Genomic DNA, 20,750 nt, shown 5'->3' with positions numbered 1-20,750 from the left:
TTTAGGGGGTATTTTGTTTTATTAGGTTGATAGCGATGGGACTGTACCCCGTTAATAACAATTAGTAAAATTTAATTAAAAAAATTGTGAATTTTTTATAGTTTTTTCTGTATTGTTTTACATGTTTCGTGATTTGAGATAGTTTCTGCAACATATAAGGTTCTTTAATTATTTTATCGTTTTTAGACAGAAGACTTTTATTTTAAAGATCTGAAGGTATAAAAGATAAATTTTGTTAGGCGTAAGTATGAGTGAATTGGTATAATATAGTAATATAAGTAGAAGGTGGAAAATCTGATATTAGTAAATCGGGCATACAAATTTCATATGCATCCAAATACGTATTAATAACATTTCCCTCTCTGAACATAAAACTATACACATACTATGATAGATAATATAGGCGTTATTCTTATTATATTGCCCTAAAATAATCAAACCAGGTTATTCGAAGAAAGGAGTGGAAATATGAATATTGGTGAACGTATTCGACAAATCCGTATACATAAAGAATTTACGCAAGGGGAATTAGTATCAGAAATATGCTCTATAACGTATTTAAGCAGAATTGAAAATGGACAAATTAAACCTTCTGTTTCTTTTTTAGAAAAGGTCGCTAAAAAGATGGAAGTTGATTACAATTTTCTTGTAGATGCAGATTATGGGGATATAGAACCTATGCTCCTTGGAATATGTAATAAGTATAAAAATGATAAAATTATAAGTGAAAAAGATTTATCTTCTTTAGAACTGTATGTTCGTGATATAGACTCTATTCTTTTATTATTAAAGGCTTATGGTGTTTTAATATACTATCATTCCCGAAATAATAACTTAGTATATGTAGAAGCAATTGTAAATCAGGCTGTGCAAGTTATTCCAAATCAAATAGACCTCCAGTATACTGAAGATTATATATATTATTTAATGGCTCGAGGTTATTATTTTTATAATAAACAAGATTATATGGCTGCACATGAAATCTACGTGAAGATAGAGAGTTTACTTGATCTAGAAGAAACTACTCAACACGCCAGTGTATATTATAATCTGTGTCTTGTAAATAAAGCGCTGTATAAAGATAAAAGCATTAGTCGTTTGTATGCGCAGAAAGCTTACAAAATATTTTTGAGATTTAATATAAAGAATAAAGTAATAGATACTTTGTTAATGCTCGCAATACTGTATGATTTAGATGGATTATATGACAGGGCTCTTGAATGCTTACAGCAGGCAGAAAGTAGGTTGGAAGATAAAGGAGATTCTATGTATTCACCTATAATCTCGTATAATTATGGGAAAATTTATCAAGGTTTAAAAGACTATACTAATGCTATTAAGTACTATGAAGAATGTTTGCAATTAAGTGAGTTTCTCGAACAAAAACATCAAAAGGTATACGCATTACGAAGCTTAATAGAGATTCATATAGAATTTAAAGATTGGAAAACTGTTAATAAATTTATGGATGAAGCGTTTGATTTATTATCAATTTTTGATGTACCTTACGCTAATGTTCAACTATATGGATTGAAGGGGAAGATATCTAAATTAAGAGGAGATGATTATGGATATGAAAAACAGATGCAAAAAGCAATTGAAATTGGTTTAGAAAAGAAACAATATCCTTTAGTAAGTGAACTGGCTCATGAACTAGGAGACTATTTTTTTGATAATCGCGCTTATAAAATGTCAGCAAAATATCTAAAAATATCAATTGAAAATTCGACGAATTAAAACAAACTAAAAATACATAGATAGAGGGAGATTAATCAAGGATCTTGGTAATGATATCCGCAATATCCCCTCTATGTGATTCTGCAGTAATAGTAGGTATTGGATTAATATAATTTAACATAAGATAAATCACAAATAAAATTGGTTAAATAGGTAACTTGTTTTTATAAAAAAAGGAATTATAAATCAAAATTTTTTACTAATTCCGTGTAACAAAGGACATCCATTAGTATTTAAATTAACAAAGCAACTACTACTGGAGGTTGGAATTATGAAAATCAAAAAAATTTATGTCATTCTTACTACAGCTATTATGTTATCCGGTATTTCTTTATTTGAAAATATAACTAGTACAGATACTACACAAAATGTAGCTGCACAAACTAGTATAGAAGACATCTCAACTTTCTACGCTGATATTCAACCAGGTGCTGATTAATTAATCCCCCCATATTCAAGATTTCCTTCAAATACATACCCTTATTAAATAATCCATAGATAAAAAACAGGCGGAAAGTAAGTTCCACCTGTTTTTTTTATTATATTAACTTTGCTTTAAACGAAACTAAGTAGTTAATTTTATTTTCAACGATAGCAATATTTTTATTTGTACAAGGTTAAATCCTATAGAAACTTTCCTGAATTACAAAACATGTAAAATAATATAGAAAAAAACAACAATAATTTTAAATATTTTTAACTGAATTTTACTACTTGTTATTAACATAAATTAACACGTATATTTTAGGTACAGAAAGTTAGACAGCAAGGAGGTGGTTAATCTGATGCTAGAGACAAAAAGTTCTATAGATATGATAAACAATATAAATTATCATTTGGATCTTGGTGGGAAAAATAATCAACGTTTAAAAAACTTTTCAAATGAACAAGACGTATTGCCATATCATGTTTACAAACAGCAATTGAATAAACAAGCATCCCAAAAAGAATCGATTAGTCTAGCTCAACCATTTATTCATATTAATACCTTAGCACAAATTCTATATGAAGCATTTCACAATCAAATATTTACAGCTTTGGCACCTATTCTATTTGTTTTTCAACCGAATATTGTAACTGGTATATCTACCCCAGGTGCTTATGCAATAGATTTTTATAATGATTATTTTATTCATTTAAAAGACATCAATGTTCAAGAATTTAAGGCTGGAATAGGTGAAGAAAAAGGACCTATAGCTATTGGATATATGATAAACCAAAGCGAAAGCATTCAGCATTCAAAAGAATTTATGTATCCAAAGTTACAGGACCAAACTACAGAGTGTATGTTAGCCTTACAAAAGCAATTGCAGATACATGGAGAGTTAGAAGAGCAAATTCAGCTATCATTTGATTTCAAGAAAATAATGATGCCTTTAATAGTCTTACAATGGATTAAACAGACAGCTTTATATTAAAGGAATAAAAAAGGTTGGTGATGTTGGAGATAGAAGGCAACATAAATTACCTTCTATAACATCTAAACCTGTCACCAATCTTTGTTAATGAAATTTGAAGTACTCTAATATTTATTTTCTGAACATTCTAAAAAATATGGTTACTATGTCTAAAAATGAAAAATTAGCTAAATTACGTAATCAAGAATTTGATACAAAAAAATTAATTGGTGCAATCGATGAAGATGAATTGAAAAAAATAGCGGGTGCCGGAGATGTGCCTCCAGAGTCGTGTAATTGATTTAAAATTCTAACGTCAGGTGGTTGATATGATGAATAATCAAGTTTTAAATATTAAAGGTTTGCATAAAAAATATAAAGACAAACATGTTTTAAAAGGGATTGATTTAACTATAAAAAAGGGTGAAATATTTGGATTATTAGGCCCGAATGGCGCTGGTAAATCTACATTTTTTAAAATCATTTTAGGATTGATAGAGGCTGATGAGGGAACTGTAGAAGTATTGGGAATGGATATACAAAAGAATAGAATAGAAATCTTATCTAAAACAGGTTCATTAATTGAAGCTCCAACCTTTTACGAGCATTTATCCGGATACGAAAACTTGTTAATTGCTTCTAAAATGAAAAATGTTCATGATAAAGAACATATAAAAGAACTTTTGAATTTATTTAAACTATATGAGGATCGAAATCGTGCTTTTAAAAAATATTCTCTTGGTATGAAACAACGTTTAGGATTAGCTGCTGCTTTCATAAATAACCCTGAATTATTAATATTAGATGAACCTACTAATGGCTTAGATCCACAGGGAGTTTATGAAGTGAAAGAATTAATAAAAAAATCCCCAAAAATGTTTAATTCTACCATAATCCTTTCAAGTCATATTTTAAGTGAAGTGGAACAAATGGCTGATCATATCGGGATTATTCATCATGGAGAAATAAAGTACCAAGGTTTATTATCTTCTTTACAAAATAAACAATCATTAAATATTGTTGAAATTAGTGTTAATAATATGACTCTTACTGATAAATTACTTGAACAATCCAATTATACATTCAATGTAAATAATAACATCTTTAGTATTGAATATAACGATGAAAAATCACTGAATGATATTCAACAACTATTAGTAACGAATCAGATTTTTATTCAATCTTTCCAAACCAAAAAGCAAAATTTAGAGGAAGCATATTTAGATATTGTTGAACAAGGTGCTGTAAGTGTATGAGAAATGTATTAGCCACTGAGTATATAAAATATAGAAAAAGTCATTTTTGGTTTTTGGTTATCTTAGGACCTATTATACTTGCATTAGGTGAATTTGCTGGACTAAATTACTATAGTAATTCTCATACTATTAAATTAGAAACTATATTCGGTATAAACTTGCAAATTTTAAAATACATATTAAACTTTTTTATGGTGTTTATTATAGCTAGTGTAAACAATGTTGAATATAAAAATTCTACGTGGAAAAGAACATTTACGTATCCAGTACAGAAATTTAGTGTGTATATAAATAAGTTCCTTGTTGTTATGGTTGCTCTTATTATTACAACCGTAATACATATGATTTGTACAGTGTTATTACTTCCAGGTTTAGGTGTTTCTTTAGATGCGGTTTCCATGCAGCATGTGTTTGTTTTTACGTTATATCCATTTCTTATTAGCATCCCATTTTGCGCTTTGGCGTTCATTATATCCATTAATGTATCGAATCAATCAGTGATCGTTGCACTAGCTCTAGCTTCGTATCTTTTCGGCGATATATTAAGCTCAACTAAGCTTTGGTGGTTTCCTATTTCATATCAAATCTTATATTTTCCAATCAATTATGTGAATAATCTAGATGTTTTTAATACGTTATGGTCATACGATAAATGGTACATGCTAGCAGGAATTCCTATTACTATTCTTATTTTAGGAATTGGATACATCTTATTTATTAAAATGGATAATAAAAACTAACAAAGGAGATCTCAAATGATAAATTTAATTTATTCCGATTGGATAAAAATAAGAAAACACCCACAACAAATTACATTTTTCATCTTAGCACTTTGTCCGATTATATATTCAATGATTATGTATACTAAATTCGTGGTAGGAGAGTATAATCACGGTTTGGATAATTCATGGATGGGCGTATGGATGTTTATATCTTTTTTCTATGTTGGTTTTTTTCTCCCTGTCATTTCAGGGATGGTAACAGCCTTCTTATGTCAGTTTGAAAACAAAACCAATTGGAAAATAATGCATCTATCTCCAAATACTAATTTTAAAATTGTTTTATCTAAATTTGTATCTAGTGTGTTATTATTTTCTGCAATACACTTAATAGTTTTAATGAGCTTGTATGTATCAGGAATGTATTTTGATTTTACAGATCCATTTCCTTTAGAATTTATGATTAAAGTATTTTTAATTTCTGTTGTTGCGACATTTCCTCTTATAATAGTGCAACTCCTATTATTCTTATTTATAAAAACATCTATCACTTTTACATTTGTTAATATAATCCTATCTTTAATCGGTTTATTTCTTTTTTCAGAAGCAAAGTGGGGATTTGGATATTTATGGTCTTTACCATTCAAGTCTATAGAATTAGTTGATCAAGTTATATTATCTATTGCTATATTATTGGTATCAATAGTTGCATTTACCATTGGTATGATTTTAATTACAGTACGTTATGTAAAATCATTGAGAAAGACAGTATAGAAAGAGAAATGGCCCTTAGAGGGACCTGATAGTATCCCAGTTAGGTAAACAGCAAAAAAAGGCTCAGCAACAGCAGTCTGCACAACAAGAGAGAACACAAAAACAAGAAAAAACAACACAAGCAACAGGTGGGAAGACGACAAGATCACAAATTTCGGTTGGTTCACATGTAGTTATTCAATTAGATAAAGATTATAGTAAAACAGTGAGTGGTGTTGTGAAAGATATTTTAACAAATACAGAAACACATACGTACGGAATTAAAGTTCGATTACAAGATGGACAAATTGGCCGTGTGCAAAGTGTTGGGTAATGAAAAAGAGATTTCCTTTCTTAGGAAATCTCTTTTTTCATTCGGTATGTACAAGAGGTAACAGATGATATTATACGGAGGGTGTACATGAGAAGACGTTGTGTACATAATATGTTATGTTTATATAAGTAATATTTTATTACGGTGCGGGGTGAAATTAATACACAGAAAAGAGGGAATGAATTGAGGGGTAATTTTTCATTTCATCAGCCAAGAAGAAGTATATTAATTTCAGCGATGTTAAGTGGTCTAGTAACCCTATATGTAGTACCCACAATTTTCTTGATTTTAAAATATTTTAGTTTAGATACGATGAAAGATATGTTAAATCAAAAAATTGTTTTAAGTATAATGACAATTTTGATGTGGATTGTACTATTGTATGTTGCGTATTTGAATAAAGATATAGTTAATAAATTTAAACCGATTATTAGGATTTATATTAGAATGTTTTTAGTAGCCAATGCGGTTACTTTGCTTTTTATTTTTACGCAAAATAATATGGATTTCGTAAATACACTGAATTGGATTTACAATTATAACGCACAGTTTATATTTAGTTTAATTGTAATTTATGCGATATATATTTTTGTGTATAACGTGCTTGGGAAAGTTTTTTTGAGTACTATCTTGACAAGCATTTTGCTAATCATTTTGGCTATTGTAAATCACTTTAAAATTGTTTTTAGGGGAGACCCACTATATCCTTCTGATTTTACACAGATTGGACATATGCAATCTGTTATACCAATGGTGATGGATTATTTTAGTTGGGGTTATATTCTTCTCGTTATTGTAAGTGTTGTTGCCTGTATTTTAGCGGGTATGTATATAAGGAAATATATTCAAAATGTAAAAGTTCATGCAGGCGTACGAGTTCTATTTATAATAGGATCCGTTTTTGTTTTATATGCGTATGGTAATTTTACGAATACGTTTATGAATAAATGGTTTCAAAAGTCAGGTATAGAGTTCGTTTTGTGGAATCAAAATGAAAATTATGCTTCGAATGGTTTTGTGCTAGGCTTTATAAGTAATTTGGATACGACAGTCATTGAAAAGCCGAAAGATTATTCAAAAGAAAATATGCTTCAAATAGCAAACGATATAAAAAAACAATATAGCAGCAATATAGGGGCGCAGAAGCAAACAGAGAAACCGAATATTATTTTTGTAATGAGTGAATCGTTTTGGGATCCAACGAAGTTAACGAACCTGTCCTTTAGTGAAGATCCTTTACCTAATTTGCATCATTATATAGAAAGTTTTCCTGGTGGACAAACTATTTCTCCTACATTTGGAGGAAATACTGCGAACGTTGAATTTGAGGTATTAACGAGTTATTCAATGAGTTTGTTAAAACCAGGCTCTATACCGTATCAGCAAGTTGTTACAAATAAGAAAGAAATTCCATCTATTACTCGAGAGTTAAAAAAAGAAGGGTATTACACAAGTGCAATTCATTCATTTGGTCGCTCATTCTTTAAACGGGATGATGTATATAGAGTGTTAGGCTTTGACAAGTTTAATACGCAAGATACGATGGAGAATGTAGAAGTTGATGGAGATTATATTAGCGATTTATCTATGAGTAAAGAGATAATAGCTGAATTAGAGAAGCAAAAACAACCTACTTTTATTCATGCGGTTACGATGCAAAATCATTTTCCATTTACAGAAGGAAGATTTGGCGAAAATCAAATAGAAATTAGTGGTTTAGAAAATGAAGAATCGAAGGCTGAATTAGAGACTTATACAGAAGGTTTAAGACGTTCAGATGAAGCTCTTCAATATTTAATAGAGGAGCTAGATAATTTAGATAGACCTACATTATTAGTATTCTTTGGGGACCATCTTCCGTCGCTAGGAACAAGTAAATCTCTTTATAAAGAGAATGGGTATATAACGAATGAAAAAACGCCAAGTGAACGATTAGCGATGGCGCAAACGCCGTTATTAATGTATGCAAATTTTGATATGCCAAATGACAATTTAGGTTTAGTAAGTCCAATTTATTTTTCAAATCTTGTCTTTGATTATGCTGGATTAACTAAGGTACCGTTCTATCAATTTTTATCGAAGTTATATGAAGAAATTCCTGTACTTCGTGACGAATTGAGGATAGGAAAAGATGGAAAAGCAATAAAAAGTTTAACAGAAAAACAAAAAGAAATGCTAAAGCAATATGAGCTTATTCAATATGACTTACTCGTCGGAAAGCAATATAGTAAGGATATATTATTTAAATAAGCGAAAAAAAGAACTTGTATACGATACAAGTTCTTTTTTCATAGTATTTAACGGGATAACCAGACAAGCTAGGTTTAGGGAGTATTACTTGTACATTTAGTATAAATTAAAATAGAATCGGTTTAATAATTGATTTGTGAGAAGTGTGTGAATTTTTCATTTAGTATATAATTGGATAATTTGTTTAATGCGTAAAAAAACTCTTTAAGGTTTCTAAGAGTTTTTTCATCTAGATATATATTGAAATTTCAGGAAAATCAGTTTCAATAAAGTTGTGTGGTAATTTTTAAAAAAGAATTTGCCATTTTGACAAATTCTTTTTTGTTGAGGAGGCATTGTTAATTTGTTATGAGTTTATAAATTTAATAAGTTCTTTATTCAATTCATCCGCTTGATCGATTGGAGAGCCATGACCGCTATTTGTAAGAGGATATAGCTCAGAGTTTTTAATGCGTTCTTTTGTTAACTCAGCACTTTTGTAAGGGATGAGTTGGTCGTGAACACCGTGGAATATTTTTGTTGGGACGTTAATTTTACTTAAGTCCTTCGTTACGTCTTCGTTTGCAGCAGCTTGCAAAACTTTGATGAGAGCATAAGAAGCGGACTGCATACCGAGATAAGAAAACCATTCTAACGTGGCAGCTCCTAAGTTTCTATTAAAAAATGATAAAGATACATCATTAAGAAATTTAGGTAAATTCGCATACATTTGAGCAATCAGGGCATCTGCTTGCTCTTTCGGTACGCCGTAAGGGGATTGTTGGTTTTTTACGAAAGAGGGGGAGACGGCATCAATTAATGCAAGTTTAGAAATACGGCGACCGTTATATCGTGACATGTATCGAATAGAAAGAGCACCGCCGACTGAGAAACCAACTAACGTAGCATTTTCTATTTGAAGTGCTTCTAATATAATTGCGATATCATCAGCTAAACGATCATAAGTGTAACCAGTCCATGGTTTATCAGACTGTCCGTTTCCTCGTATATCCATGGCGATGCAGCGGAAACCATGTTGTGGTAAGATATTAAATTGATATTGGTACATTTGATGATTTAAAGGCCAGCCATGAACGAAGAAGACAGGTTTACTTCCAGGGCCTGGGTTAATATCCTCAACAAAAATGTGTACATCTTTTTCCACTGTAACGAACATGATGTACCCTCCTCATGTATTTTAATAGGCTCTTTCCCAAAATCGCTGTTTTGTCATTGCCTGAATAAATTCATTCGCAAGTAAGGTAGGGGTTTGTTCTGTTATAACACCAGGTTTTCCTTCGATGTTTAAAGATTGAATAATAGTATTTCCATTTTTGAAAGCACCAATTGGCTTAAAGTGATTATATGATTCTACGACAAATGAACTTGCTTTGTTAAGAAAATGATCATCAATATTTCCGCCAATAAGAAGTAGCCCATCATAAAGAAGCGGTGATCCTGTTAAGAAAGTATCATTTACTTCCCACTTTACATTTTGAGAGCCTTGCACAAAACCTAATCGTTCGGAAATAATAACGGGCTGAAGACCGGCTTGTTTGAATTGATTTATAATATATTGTGCGTTTTGACCGTCATATCCGTTTGCGACAATGACGCCTACTCTTAATGTATTTGGGCTGAATGTTGTATGTTCCATACTTAGTGCTGGTGAGGATTTTGTAACATTTGATTCTTGAACATTTGGCACTGTTGCCCCGACTGCTTCAGCTACTAAAGTAGCTAATTCTGTACTTATATGACCAATCATATCTACGACTTGTTGGCGAACTGATTTACTTTTTACTTTTCCTAATTCAAAGGAGAAGGCCTGCATAATATGGATTTTTTCGACGTGGCTCATACTATTCCAAAATAAACGGGCTTGTGAGAAATGGTCTTTAAAACTAGCGGCTGTTTCTCTTGTTTTATGTCCGGAAACAGTAGAAGGATATGTAACGAAACCGCCTTTCGTACCAGGTACAGTAAAGGGAGAGTTATTAGCTAAAGAGTTATTATGGTAAGCGACTTTTCCTTTATCAATTATATATTTAGACGCGCCATCTCTTTGATTGTTATGAAAAGGACATACCGGGCGGTTAATCGGTAACTCTTGATAGTTTGTACCGACGCGGGCTAATTGCGTATCTGTATAAGAAAAGAGTCTACCTTGTAAGAGAGGATCATTTGTAAAATCGATACCGCGGACGATGCTTCCAGGGTGCAGTGCGACTTGTTCTGTTTCCGCAAATACGTTATCAACGTTTCGATTTAACGTCATTTTTCCGATGATTTTAACAGGGAAGTCTTCTTCCGGCCAAATTTTCGTTGCATCTAATATATCGAAATCGTATTTAAATTCGTCCTCTTCTTCTAAAATTTGAACGCCAAGTTCGTACTCAGGGTAGTTTCCAACATTAATATTTTCCCATAAATCACGGCGATGGTAATCCGGATCAGCACCGCCTATTTTTTGAGCTTCATCCCAAATTAACGAGTGAACGCCAAGCTTAGGCTTCCAGTGGAATTTTACGAATCGTGACTTTCCGTGTTTATTAACTAAGCGGAATGTATGAACGCCGAACCCTTGCATCATTCGAAAACTTCTCGGAATTGTACGATCCGACATAATCCACATCATCATCGCAGCTGATTCTTGATTATTGGCGATAAAGTCCCAAAAAGTATCATGTGCTGTTTGTCCTTGGGGAATCTCATTATGTGGCTCTGGTTTAAGAGCATGAATAAGATCCGGAAATTTAATACCATCTTGAATGAAGAAAATCGGAATGTTATTACCCACTAAATCGAAATTTCCTTCCTCTGTATAAAACTTAACAGCGAATCCTCGTACATCTCGGTTCGTTTCATTTGCACCTTTTGATCCAGCAACTTCAGAAAAACGAATAAAAATAGGTGTCTTTTTAGATGGGTCTTGTAAAAAATGAGCCATTGTTAAGTCTTCTAAAGAATCATATAGCTCAAAAACACCATGTGCTCCGTAACCGCGGGCATGAACGACTCTTTCAGGAATTCGTTCACGGTCAAAATGAGCGAGTTTTTCTCGCATAAGGAAATCTTCTAAAAGTGTAGGGCCACGATCGCCGGCGGATAAAGAGTTTTCATCATTTGAAATTTTGACCCCCGTATTCGTCGTCATCTCTTTTCCTTCATTGTTTTTCGTAAAGGATTGTAACTGTTCTATCTTCTTATTTTCACGACCATCCATATAAAGCACCTCCCATATTATACGTATTATTGTTCATGGTTTTTATGCTTACATATGGTCTGAAGAAGTATATTATCTATGGATTGATTTTCCTCATTTGTTCAATTTATCTTTGTTTGTCTATGAAAATCATTTATTATAATAAATGGTATTCTTTTGAAGGGGTGTTGAAGTGGGAGAGAGTTTTCTATCAGCTAAAGAAGAAAAGAAAAACGCTAAGATTTTCTTATGGGTAATGCATGTTATTTTAATTGTATACGAGGTTGCATACGCGATTATATTAGAAGATACAATGCCTTTAGGAAATTGGCATAAAGTGATATGGAAGCTTGCATATATTATGGCTATATTAGGTATTAGTGTTTACTTATTTGAGAGAGGAAAAGCATATTTAGTTAAATATACATATTTATTTGCATACATGATCGCAGAGACTTTTAATATTGGATGGTATGCTTTTCATAATACAATAGCATTTGATGAAGGGAATGTAATTGAATATATTTTCATTTTCTTCGTACCGATATTTTTGAGTAAAAGATATTTATTTGTCTTAGCGCCATTTCTTATAGGGAAATATATGATATACCTATTTGTATTTGGAGAACTTAACTTGTTTATGTCTCTTGTTATAAATATGGTGTTACTTTTCGTGTCATTTATTATTTTAAATCGATTTTTACAATATCTTTCAGCAGTAAAAGGACGTATTGCTGAGGCAAGTCAGTCACAAAAATTGGCGGTTATCGGAAAAATGGCAGCGACAGTCGGACATGAAATTAAAAACCCACTTGCTTCATTAAAAGGGTTTACGCAATTACAAAAAGAGAAACACGAAAAAGATGCAACATATGAACAAATGATTCTCGAAATCGAAAATATGAATAATATGATTAGTGAATTAATGGAGGTTGCTACATGTAAACCTTCTGTTTATGAAAAACACATTGTAAGTGATGTTTTAGTACAAGCGGTAGAAAACATGCGCGAAAAAATGAACGAGTTAAATATAAATTGCACCTTTAATGAAGAGCAAAATAGAAGTGAAATTGAATGTGATAAACGCAAATTAAAAGGAGTATTTTTGTATGTTATTAAAAATGCTTTAGAGGCAATGGAACATGGCGGAACATTAAAAATACAAGTTGAAAATAAAAAAAGAGATTATGTAATAGTAAGTATAGTAGATAGTGGTTTTGGGATAAAAAAGGATAATTTAGGACGAGTTAAGGATGCTTTTTATACAACGAAGCAAGATAGAATTGGATTAGGTCTTACGGTAGCAGAGCGAATGATGACAGAGCATCTTGGAGAATTACACATTTCTAGTGAAGTAAAGAAAGGGACGAGAGTAGAAATACTACTCCCGAAAAAATGTGAGCGCAATGTGACACAAGATTAAGAGGTGTTGTTAAAGGAGTTATCATATGGAAAAAGGCAATATATTTGCAAAAGAAGAGATAAAGGCATTAATAATATTTTTAAGCTTATTCTTCGTTATATTTTTTGCGTATGATTTTGCTGAAAAGGCGATGGTCCTTTTAGCAGATAAAAATCAAAAACTAGCAGATGTTTTTGGAGAAGGATTAGGTTTATGGCTATATAGTTTGATGGTTGGATTACTCTTTATAGGACTTTATTTTATGAAATGGAAAAAGCCGTATATTGTGAAGTATATTATTTTAATTGGCTATAATATATTGGATTTTATTAATAACTTCATTATTTATTACGGAAGTGATGCGGAATTTGATGGCGGGAATATAGTAGAAGGATTCTTTATTTTATTTGCACCGATATTTGTGAATAAGAGGTATTTTTGGTTAGTTGCCGGAACTATTGTTGGAAAATATGCACTTATGGGATTCGTTGTTCAATCCTTTATCGTTCTTATCCCAATAGCATTATATAGCGTGTTTGTTATTATATGTTGGATTATATTTTTAAGATTCCAATCTTACGTTCGTACACTTGAAATGATGGACAAAGAAATACAAAATGTAGAAAAATTAGCGATGGTTGGAAAAATGGCAACAGTAATTGGCGATAAGATTAGAAGACCGTTAGAAAAATTGAAAAAACTTGTGAATAAGCAAGCGAAAAAATATCCAGAAGATAAGATTTATAGTGAAATTATGAGACAGGAAGTAGAGCGAATTTATACAATTGCTACAGAACTAAATGGGTTTGAGAAATCTAAATCGGTAGAATCCGAAACTCATAATATTAAAGAAATCATCTCTTATGTTATCAGGGTTATGGAAAAGCCAGCTTTAGAACAAGGGATAAAAATGCATGCTATTTATAGTAAAGACATACCTTCAATTACATGTGATGAGAAACGATTGAAACAAGTATTTTTTAATTTAATTAAAAATGCGATTGAAGCAATGTCAGTTGGCGGAACTATTACTGTAAAAGTTATAGTGGAAGATGTGATCATTGTTCAAATTATAGATGAGGGATGCGGCATTCCGAAAGATAAAATTCCTAAGCTAAATGAAGCTTTTTACACAACGAAAGAAACTGGAACAGGCTTAGGATTAGTAGTTACGGAAAAAATTATTAAAGATCACCACGGTAAATTGAACTTTGAAAGTGAAGTTGGAGTTGGAACGACTGTTGAGATTATGTTGCCGATTTAACGGTGGGTATTTTAAAAAGGGGAAATCACTTTCTTTAGAGTGATTTCCCTTTTCATTTTGGATGGAAGTACGGAATTTCAATAGAGGGGATGTTTACAATATTGACATAGTGTACCAATTTGAAAAATCAAAATATGGATATATCCAAGGTGAGGTATATAATGAATTTGTCTGTTATTTGTTTTAATTTATTTGTAATTTTGTTGGCCTCGGTAGCGAAGTTTTTTGTAAAATGAACGATTTGTAAGTGTGGGCTATATATCAGTGATTAGAAAAACAGAATATACAGCACTTGCCGTAATCCCGGGGGTAATATAAAGAGATATCGCATCCCCCCTCGAAACCAGGTTTCCAGTTGTAATACTAGTCCAAGTTACAGTGGCAGGTCCAGGTACTGGAGTAGGGTTATACACTTGAGGTTGTCTAGAGCCAATATCCGTAGGTTTAATTGAAAATGTCATAGTCCCCGTAATTTTATCTGTAGTAGTTAAAGTGATAGTAGATAGGATGTAACTAGAGGTAGGGGCAGAGAGGTTTGTTGGGACATCCTTGCAAATATCAATCGTATAAACAGCAGCGGGTAAGTTATTAATATTTATAGATGCAGCAAAACCAACTATATTCCCAGCTCCAGCAGTTACATACGGAATAACGTTAGAATCAATTCCTGGAGAACCTGCTATACGTTGAAACCCAGCATTCGTCCCTTGAAAAACAATACTTTTCGCTGATGAACTACCTGCAGGTCCAGTGATGCCGGTAGAACCAGTGATGCCAGTAGGTCCAGTGATGCCGGTAGAACCAGTGATGCCAGTAGGTCCAGTGATGCCAGTAGAACCAGTGTTGCCAGTAGGTCCACCTTCTACTAATACGATATAATCTGGGGACACATTCGGAAACCCTTGAGGTGCATCTTTTTTTACAACATAGCCGCTACTTGTGTAAGTCACAACTTGTCCCGTTTTATAGTTAGGAGCGGCTGCTAGACTAAAAGCGGTAGTACTTTGTAAACCGGCCCCAGTAGGTCCGGCATTGCCAGTAGGACCTGTAGCGCCAGTAGGACCTGTAGCACCAGTAGGTCCAGTGCTTCCGATAGAACCACTGTTGCGTCTACCGTCACAACTAAAGCAATTGCGTTGGTACATATATTGTCTCCTTTCTATATTTTTGAAAATCTAGTTTTAAAAGTAGAACTACTATATATATATTGTAGATTCTATATTTTTGTGTGGTCGATCGTATTGTGTATATAGATTTCAAAAATAGGGGAGGTGTTATTAGTTTGATAACCACCATGTCTCCTGTGGAATCAAAGTAACGTCTACATCAAAATCCTCCTTAAGATAATTCTTACTTTGTTAGTTGTTTTTGTCTTTCATAGCAAAATAAGAAGCGGATAGGAAACAAATAAAGCCTAGAATCCAGCCAATAGAAGGAGAATAGGGAAGTATGTGTTGTAGTATCATTCCGCTAGAAATAAAAAAGCTACCTAATAGACCTAAGAAAATGGGGTATCGCCGTAATTTGAACATCGATGATACAACCTCCTTTATCACATATATTGTATATTAGTCTTAATTTTCTGTATACAACAAACGGGTGGAATTAAGAAAAAGAATGGTACAATATAAGAATGATACGAGAAGAGAGGATGTAGATTCACGCATGTACGTTACTGTAACAGAAGCAGCATATAAAAAGATTATGGATACGATTCCAAATGAAGCGAAATATATAAAATTATTTTACGATAATGAAGGTTGCGGTTGTGTTATGAGCGGGATTATTGATTTAGTAGCCGTTTCAGAGAAAGATGAGCGCGATGTAGATATTGAATCAAGCGTACTAAACTTTATTGCAGATCGAACAAAGCTTGTATTTATGGATGATAAGTTAACAGTTGATTGGCATGAAGTTGGAGGGACTTTTCAGCTGAAGAGCCCAAGCCAGTTTTATAATCCGAATATGAAGTTACATGTTCGAGTATAGTAAAGAAAAGGCGGCCCCAAAAAATTTTGGAGCTGCCTTTTCTTTATAGTATAGGGTGATACTATTGTCGTTTCTTATTGATAAGTCGATATTCTTTTTCGAATCGCTGATATACTTTGAAAATCGTCTATAAAATTTCATTTACTAAGATAAGGTTCTTCATACAATAAAAAGATTTTTTCACATAATGAAATGTACACATAGTTGAATTTTCTGTATAATTTTCTTTGCGGAGGGGATTGCGTATGAGAAAATGGGGAATTGAGTTATTAATTTTAAGTGTCGTTATTATTTGGGGGATTAACTATACGATTGCGAAATATGGACTTTTAGAATTTACGGCGATTGAGTTTACTGCAGTTCGAATGATGACAGCAGCACCACTACTGTTATTACTTACGTTCTTTATCGAAAAGTCACTTTATATGGAGCGAAAAGATATACCAAGATTAATCATCGTTAGCACGGTAGGTATTGTACTGTATCAAACGTTATTCATGGAAACTGTACAATATACATCCGCTACAAATGCCTCTTTACTCATTTCTATTTCACCTATTTTTACAACTTTATTTGCGATTTTCTTGAAACAAGAAAAATTTTCTTCTCGAAAGTTAGTTGGTTCCATGATTGCCTTTATTGGTGCTACATTAGTTTTAGTAGCGGGGCATTCACTCGCTAGTTCTTTCTACGGAAATGGGATTGGACTTATTACATCAATATGTTGGGGACTTTATCCCGTTTTAGCAGGGCCGCTTATTAAAAAATACTCAGCATTACGTGTTACTGCATGGTCGACATTAGTTGGAGCGATTCCGCTCTTATTGTTAAGTGGTCCACATGTATTTGTCATGCCATTTCACATTACACACGGAATGACACTATTTGCTTTACTATATTCTATTTTCTTTGTAACAGTATTCGGTTTAGTGATGTGGTATGTTGGTGTTCAAAAAATTGGTGCGTCACATACGATGGTATATATGTATATAACACCGCTTGTAGCTGTTTTATTTGCAGCTGTATGGGCAAATGAATATGTATCGTTTCAACAAATAATCGGTGGAATTATCATTTTCTTCGGTCTATGGTTTGTGAAATCGGAGAAAATAGAAGCGCACTCTACCGTACAAGAACCTATATCAAAATAGGAAAACAGATTACCTATGATCTGCTTTCCTATTTTTTTATTTTTGGTAAAAAGATGAGAAACAAGATAGCAGTAATAAGTGGAATTAAATTTAAAAATGGAATACGGAAGAGTGTAATAAGAATAATACCTGGAAGAAGAACACCGAGGACAGCATAGAAAATACTATGTCTTTTCGTGTACCAATACAAGGAAAGTCCAATAAGTGCAGGGACAATGAGGTGAATGAGAGCCATTAAAAAATAAACCATTAGACGCCCCCTTTATTTATGTGCTTATTACATCATATCCGTATGTTCATAGATTGATATCACTTTTTTCATAATTGGACGAAAATGTTTTGAAAAATGTCACATTTATGAGGGATTCTATATTAGAAATCTTGTATAATATTATTTTCTAAAAGCATTTTAACAACATAAACATACAGTTTATGTTGTTTTTAATTTGAATGAAATAGATTTTAAGTAGCATGGACTCGAAAGAAATGAGTTATATAACTTTTGTTGGATAGATAAAAACTATTGAAGGGGAGTACAACATGATTAGTATGTCATTAAGGTCGTTTAAAATTCAATCGTATTATCTACTAGGTATTCTGTTATTAGGCTGGATGTTAACACCCTTTTCAGCACATTTTCTAGGTGCAGGAATTGGACTTATTGTAAGCATGTATTGTGTTTGGATTTTAGGAAGGCGTATCGAAAAACTTGGGGATAGTATCGTAAAGAAGACGAAAGCGCCGACGCTTGGTATGTTTAATCGCTACGCAGCGGCGATCCTTGGTGCAATTATTATGTACGAAATTGAGCACCATATGGTTATGTGGGCATTTGCAGTTGGGATTATGGGTGGTTATTTCTTAATCGTTGTTAATTTAGGCTACTATAGCATGAAAGATGAAAAGGAACTAACAAAGAGCTAAAAAAGATAAAAAGCTTCTTTTAAGTTGGAATAGAGGATCCGGCGATGAATAGAAGCGGTTAGATCCTTTTTTAGCCCCATGCGGTGTGAAGCCAGAAGGATGTAGTGAGTAGGGAAATAGTTTGTGTGTTCGAAGTCGTGATTTATATGTGTGAAAATCTAAGTATATAAATTGAAAATTGTGGTTGGAAAGTTTTAAGTTGGAACAGAGGGTCTGGCGACGGATAGAAGCGGTTAGATCCTTTTTTAGCCCCATGCGGTGTGAAGCCAGAAGGAGCAAGTGAGCGTAAAACCTATTTATATTTTCGAAGCCGTGGTTTGTATGTGGGTAAATTAAAGAATATATAGAAAGAAGCTTACGCGAAAAACGTAAGCTTCTTTTTTATGTAAGTATGTGTAACCGTTAAGCCGCATTGGGTTTTGTCGGTGAGTACGCGAAACTTTTGGCTACACGATACTTATTCATATGAGTAAAGGGTTATTGCAACAGAAAGTTTATCCCGCATTAACGGGCAGTAAAACTCCCACCTCAAAATTCAGGTGGAGCAAAGAAGTTAGGTGGGAGATCAACTGCCCGTAAATGCCCGATTGGTTCAACTAATAATCAGTGGGGGATGAACAAAACCCCCACTGATTAAAGTTTCACTTTATATATTAAGCGATTGGACCGCCTAAGTTAATAATATCTTCAGAAACGCTATCGAATTTTTTGAAGTTTTCTTTAAATTCGTTTGCAAGCTCAATTGCTTTTGCTTTGTAAGCATCTTTATCAGCCCAAGTTTGTTCAGGCATTAATACTTCGTCAGGTACACCTGGAACGTGACAAGGTACTTCAAGGCCAAAGATGTCGTGTTTTGCAGTTTCAGCTTTAGCAAGTTCACCGCTTAGTGCTGCTTGAATCATTGCACGAGTGTAACCTAAGTTCATACGTTTACCAACACCGTATTCGCCACCAGTCCAGCCAGTGTTTACTAAGAATACTTTTGCATTATGTTTCTCGATTTTTTCACCAAGCATTTCAGCATAACGAGATGCATCAAGCGGTAAGAATGGTGAACCGAAGCAAGTAGAGAATGTAGCTTGCGGAGATGTAACACCGCGCTCTGTTCCTGCTAGTTTACTAGTGTAACCGCTTAAGAAATGGTACATAGCTTGCTCTTTTGATAACTTACTGATTGGAGGCAATACGCCAGATGCATCAGCAGTTAAGAAAATAATTGTATTTGGATGTCCTGCAACACTTGGCAGTACGATATTGTCAATCGCATGCATAGGGTATGCAGCACGTGTATTTTCTGTTAAAGTAGTATCGTTATAGTCGGCGATGCGTGTTTGACCGTCAATGACAACGTTTTCTAAAACGGAACCAAATTTGATTGCATCGAAGATTTGTGGCTCTTTCTCATGAGAAAGGTTTACACATTTTGCATAGCAACCGCCTTCAATATTGAATACACCGTTATCAGACCAACCGTGCTCATCGTCACCGATTAATTTACGGTTTGGATCAGCAGATAATGTTGTTTTGCCTGTTCCAGATAAACCAAAGAATAGTGCTACGTCGCCTTCTTCGCCTACGTTTGAAGAGCAGTGCATAGAAAGAATGTCTTGTTCAGGTAGTAAGAAGTTCATAATAGAGAAGATTGATTTTTTCATTTCTCCAGCGTATTCTGTACCACCGATTAGTACGATACGTTTTTCGAATGAAACCATAATGAATGCTTCAGAATTTGTACCGTCAATTGCTGGATCTGCTTTGAAGTTTGGTGCAGAAACAATTGTGAACTCTGATTCGTGAGTTGCTAATTCTTCTTCATTTGGACGAATAAATAATTGATGTACGAACAAATTATGCCATGCATATTCGTTAACAACTTGAATTGGTAGGCGATAGTTGCGATCAGCGCCAGCAAATCCTTTGAAGATGAATAACTCTTCTTTTTCTTTTAAGTATTCTAAAACTTTTATATATAATTTATTAAAATGTTCTTCAGAGATCGGTTGGTTCACGGCTCCCCAAGCAATTTTGTCAGCAACCGATGCTTCCTTCACAATAAATTTATCTTTAGGAGAACGTCCTGTGTATTTTCCTGTTGAAGCAGAAACGGCACCAGTAGAAGTTAATTTCCCTTCGTTTCGCATTAATACTTTTTCCACTAATTGCGGAACACTTAATTGAATCTGTGCATTGCTTCCGTTCAATAATTCATGTAAACCAATTTGGACATTCACAGTACTCATATTTATATACCATCCTTTTCATTTAATGAAATATTTCTCGTAATCCCCATCAAGAGTATAACACAATTATATAAATAATGTATACTATTTATTTATTTTTGTTTGTGTGAATGTATCATTTCCTTATTAATATTTCATTCTATGCGCATT

At 33.1% G+C, this 20,750-nt stretch carries 17 protein-coding genes and 2 pseudogenes; 14 read left to right on the top strand and 5 right to left on the bottom strand.

All coding sequences use genetic code 11. The features are described 5' to 3' along the window. Nucleotides 1-468: 468 nt before the first annotated feature. The 9 genes and pseudogenes from NSQ47_RS17330 (at nucleotide 469) to NSQ47_RS17290 (ending at nucleotide 8,446) form a co-directional block, all read left to right on the top strand. Nucleotides 469-1,737, top strand: a complete 1,269-nt coding sequence (locus tag NSQ47_RS17330) for a helix-turn-helix domain-containing protein (RefSeq protein WP_002160124.1) — start codon at nucleotides 469-471, stop codon at nucleotides 1,735-1,737. Between the two features lie 271 nt (nucleotides 1,738-2,008). Further along, complete coding sequence (locus NSQ47_RS17325) at nucleotides 2,009-2,176, top strand: hypothetical protein (protein ID WP_002160125.1); 168 nt, start codon at nucleotides 2,009-2,011, stop codon at nucleotides 2,174-2,176. A gap of 346 nt (nucleotides 2,177-2,522) precedes the next feature. Then, nucleotides 2,523-3,155: a hypothetical protein gene (locus NSQ47_RS17320; RefSeq protein ID WP_002160126.1), complete on the top strand. Its 633-nt coding sequence runs from the start codon at nucleotides 2,523-2,525 to the stop codon at nucleotides 3,153-3,155. A 145-nt stretch (nucleotides 3,156-3,300) separates the two neighbouring features. Further along, a pseudogene (locus tag NSQ47_RS17315) lies at nucleotides 3,301-3,426 on the top strand (class II lanthipeptide, LchA2/BrtA2 family); the annotation flags it as partial. Nucleotides 3,427-3,463: 37 nt separating this feature from the next. Continuing rightward, nucleotides 3,464-4,390 (top strand): ABC transporter ATP-binding protein, encoded by a 927-nt coding sequence (locus NSQ47_RS17310; RefSeq protein WP_341037496.1) that lies wholly within the window; start codon nucleotides 3,464-3,466, stop codon nucleotides 4,388-4,390. Beyond that, on the top strand, nucleotides 4,387-5,130 hold the full coding sequence (locus NSQ47_RS17305; RefSeq protein ID WP_001246721.1) for an ABC transporter permease: 744 nt from the start codon (nucleotides 4,387-4,389) through the stop codon (nucleotides 5,128-5,130). The genes NSQ47_RS17310 and NSQ47_RS17305 overlap by 4 nt, the downstream gene beginning before the upstream one ends. A 15-nt stretch (nucleotides 5,131-5,145) precedes the next feature. Beyond that, on the top strand, nucleotides 5,146-5,883 hold the full coding sequence (locus tag NSQ47_RS17300; RefSeq protein WP_002160131.1) for an ABC transporter permease: 738 nt from the start codon (nucleotides 5,146-5,148) through the stop codon (nucleotides 5,881-5,883). A 46-nt stretch (nucleotides 5,884-5,929) separates the two neighbouring features. Beyond that, nucleotides 5,930-6,196: pseudogene (locus NSQ47_RS17295) on the top strand (YwbE family protein); the annotation flags it as partial. Between the two features lie 183 nt (nucleotides 6,197-6,379). Next, nucleotides 6,380-8,446: an LTA synthase family protein gene (locus NSQ47_RS17290; protein WP_341037495.1), complete on the top strand. Its 2,067-nt coding sequence runs from the start codon at nucleotides 6,380-6,382 to the stop codon at nucleotides 8,444-8,446. Nucleotides 8,447-8,792: 346 nt separating this feature from the next. Here the strand turns inward: NSQ47_RS17290 and NSQ47_RS17285 are convergent, their stop codons facing one another. Together NSQ47_RS17285 and NSQ47_RS17280 are read right to left on the bottom strand one after the other, a co-directional pair. Beyond that, complete coding sequence (locus NSQ47_RS17285; RefSeq protein WP_341037494.1) at nucleotides 8,793-9,602, bottom strand: alpha/beta fold hydrolase; 810 nt, start codon at nucleotides 9,600-9,602, stop codon at nucleotides 8,793-8,795. A 21-nt stretch (nucleotides 9,603-9,623) separates the two neighbouring features. Continuing rightward, nucleotides 9,624-11,651, bottom strand: a complete 2,028-nt coding sequence (locus tag NSQ47_RS17280; RefSeq protein ID WP_341037493.1) for a catalase — start codon at nucleotides 11,649-11,651, stop codon at nucleotides 9,624-9,626. Nucleotides 11,652-11,823: 172 nt separating this feature from the next. On the opposite strand from NSQ47_RS17280, the gene NSQ47_RS17275 reads away from it, so the two are divergent. Continuing rightward, on the top strand, nucleotides 11,824-13,053 hold the full coding sequence (locus NSQ47_RS17275) for an ATP-binding protein (RefSeq protein ID WP_341037492.1): 1,230 nt from the start codon (nucleotides 11,824-11,826) through the stop codon (nucleotides 13,051-13,053). Nucleotides 13,054-13,078: 25 nt separating this feature from the next. Then, entirely contained in the window at nucleotides 13,079-14,296 is a 1,218-nt protein-coding gene (locus tag NSQ47_RS17270; protein ID WP_341037491.1) for an ATP-binding protein, read from the top strand. Between the two features lie 254 nt (nucleotides 14,297-14,550). On the opposite strand, the gene NSQ47_RS17265 is transcribed toward NSQ47_RS17270, so the two are convergent. Further along, on the bottom strand, nucleotides 14,551-15,441 hold the full coding sequence (locus tag NSQ47_RS17265; protein ID WP_341037490.1) for a collagen-like protein: 891 nt from the start codon (nucleotides 15,439-15,441) through the stop codon (nucleotides 14,551-14,553). Between the two features lie 520 nt (nucleotides 15,442-15,961). Between NSQ47_RS17265 and NSQ47_RS17260 the strand changes: the two genes are divergently transcribed. Together NSQ47_RS17260 and NSQ47_RS17255 are read left to right on the top strand one after the other, a co-directional pair. Then, complete coding sequence (locus NSQ47_RS17260; protein ID WP_000289566.1) at nucleotides 15,962-16,285, top strand: iron-sulfur cluster biosynthesis family protein; 324 nt, start codon at nucleotides 15,962-15,964, stop codon at nucleotides 16,283-16,285. A gap of 245 nt (nucleotides 16,286-16,530) precedes the next feature. After that, the gene (locus NSQ47_RS17255) at nucleotides 16,531-17,436 is read left to right on the top strand and encodes a DMT family transporter (protein WP_002160140.1); all 906 of its coding nucleotides are present in this window, start codon (nucleotides 16,531-16,533) and stop codon (nucleotides 17,434-17,436) included. 28 nt (nucleotides 17,437-17,464) lie between these two features. Here NSQ47_RS17255 and NSQ47_RS17250 read toward each other — a convergent pair whose 3' ends face one another. Then, nucleotides 17,465-17,686 (bottom strand): hypothetical protein, encoded by a 222-nt coding sequence (locus NSQ47_RS17250; RefSeq protein ID WP_002112420.1) that lies wholly within the window; start codon nucleotides 17,684-17,686, stop codon nucleotides 17,465-17,467. Between the two features lie 290 nt (nucleotides 17,687-17,976). On the opposite strand from NSQ47_RS17250, the gene NSQ47_RS17245 reads away from it, so the two are divergent. Then, nucleotides 17,977-18,360, top strand: a complete 384-nt coding sequence (locus NSQ47_RS17245; protein WP_131232029.1) for an ATP synthase subunit I — start codon at nucleotides 17,977-17,979, stop codon at nucleotides 18,358-18,360. 653 nt (nucleotides 18,361-19,013) lie between these two features. On the opposite strand, the gene pckA is transcribed toward NSQ47_RS17245, so the two are convergent. Further along, nucleotides 19,014-20,600, bottom strand: coding sequence for a phosphoenolpyruvate carboxykinase (ATP) (gene pckA, locus NSQ47_RS17240; protein ID WP_002112418.1), 1,587 nt, complete (start codon nucleotides 20,598-20,600; stop codon nucleotides 19,014-19,016). Nucleotides 20,601-20,750 lie beyond the last annotated feature (150 nt).

This window comes from Bacillus sp. FSL R10-2780 (assembly GCF_038006125.1).
Taxonomy (GTDB): domain Bacteria; phylum Bacillota; class Bacilli; order Bacillales; family Bacillaceae_G; genus Bacillus_A; species Bacillus_A cereus_U.
The sequence above is the reverse complement of the archived record's forward strand: the minus strand, read 5'-3'. Positions and strand labels throughout refer to the sequence as shown.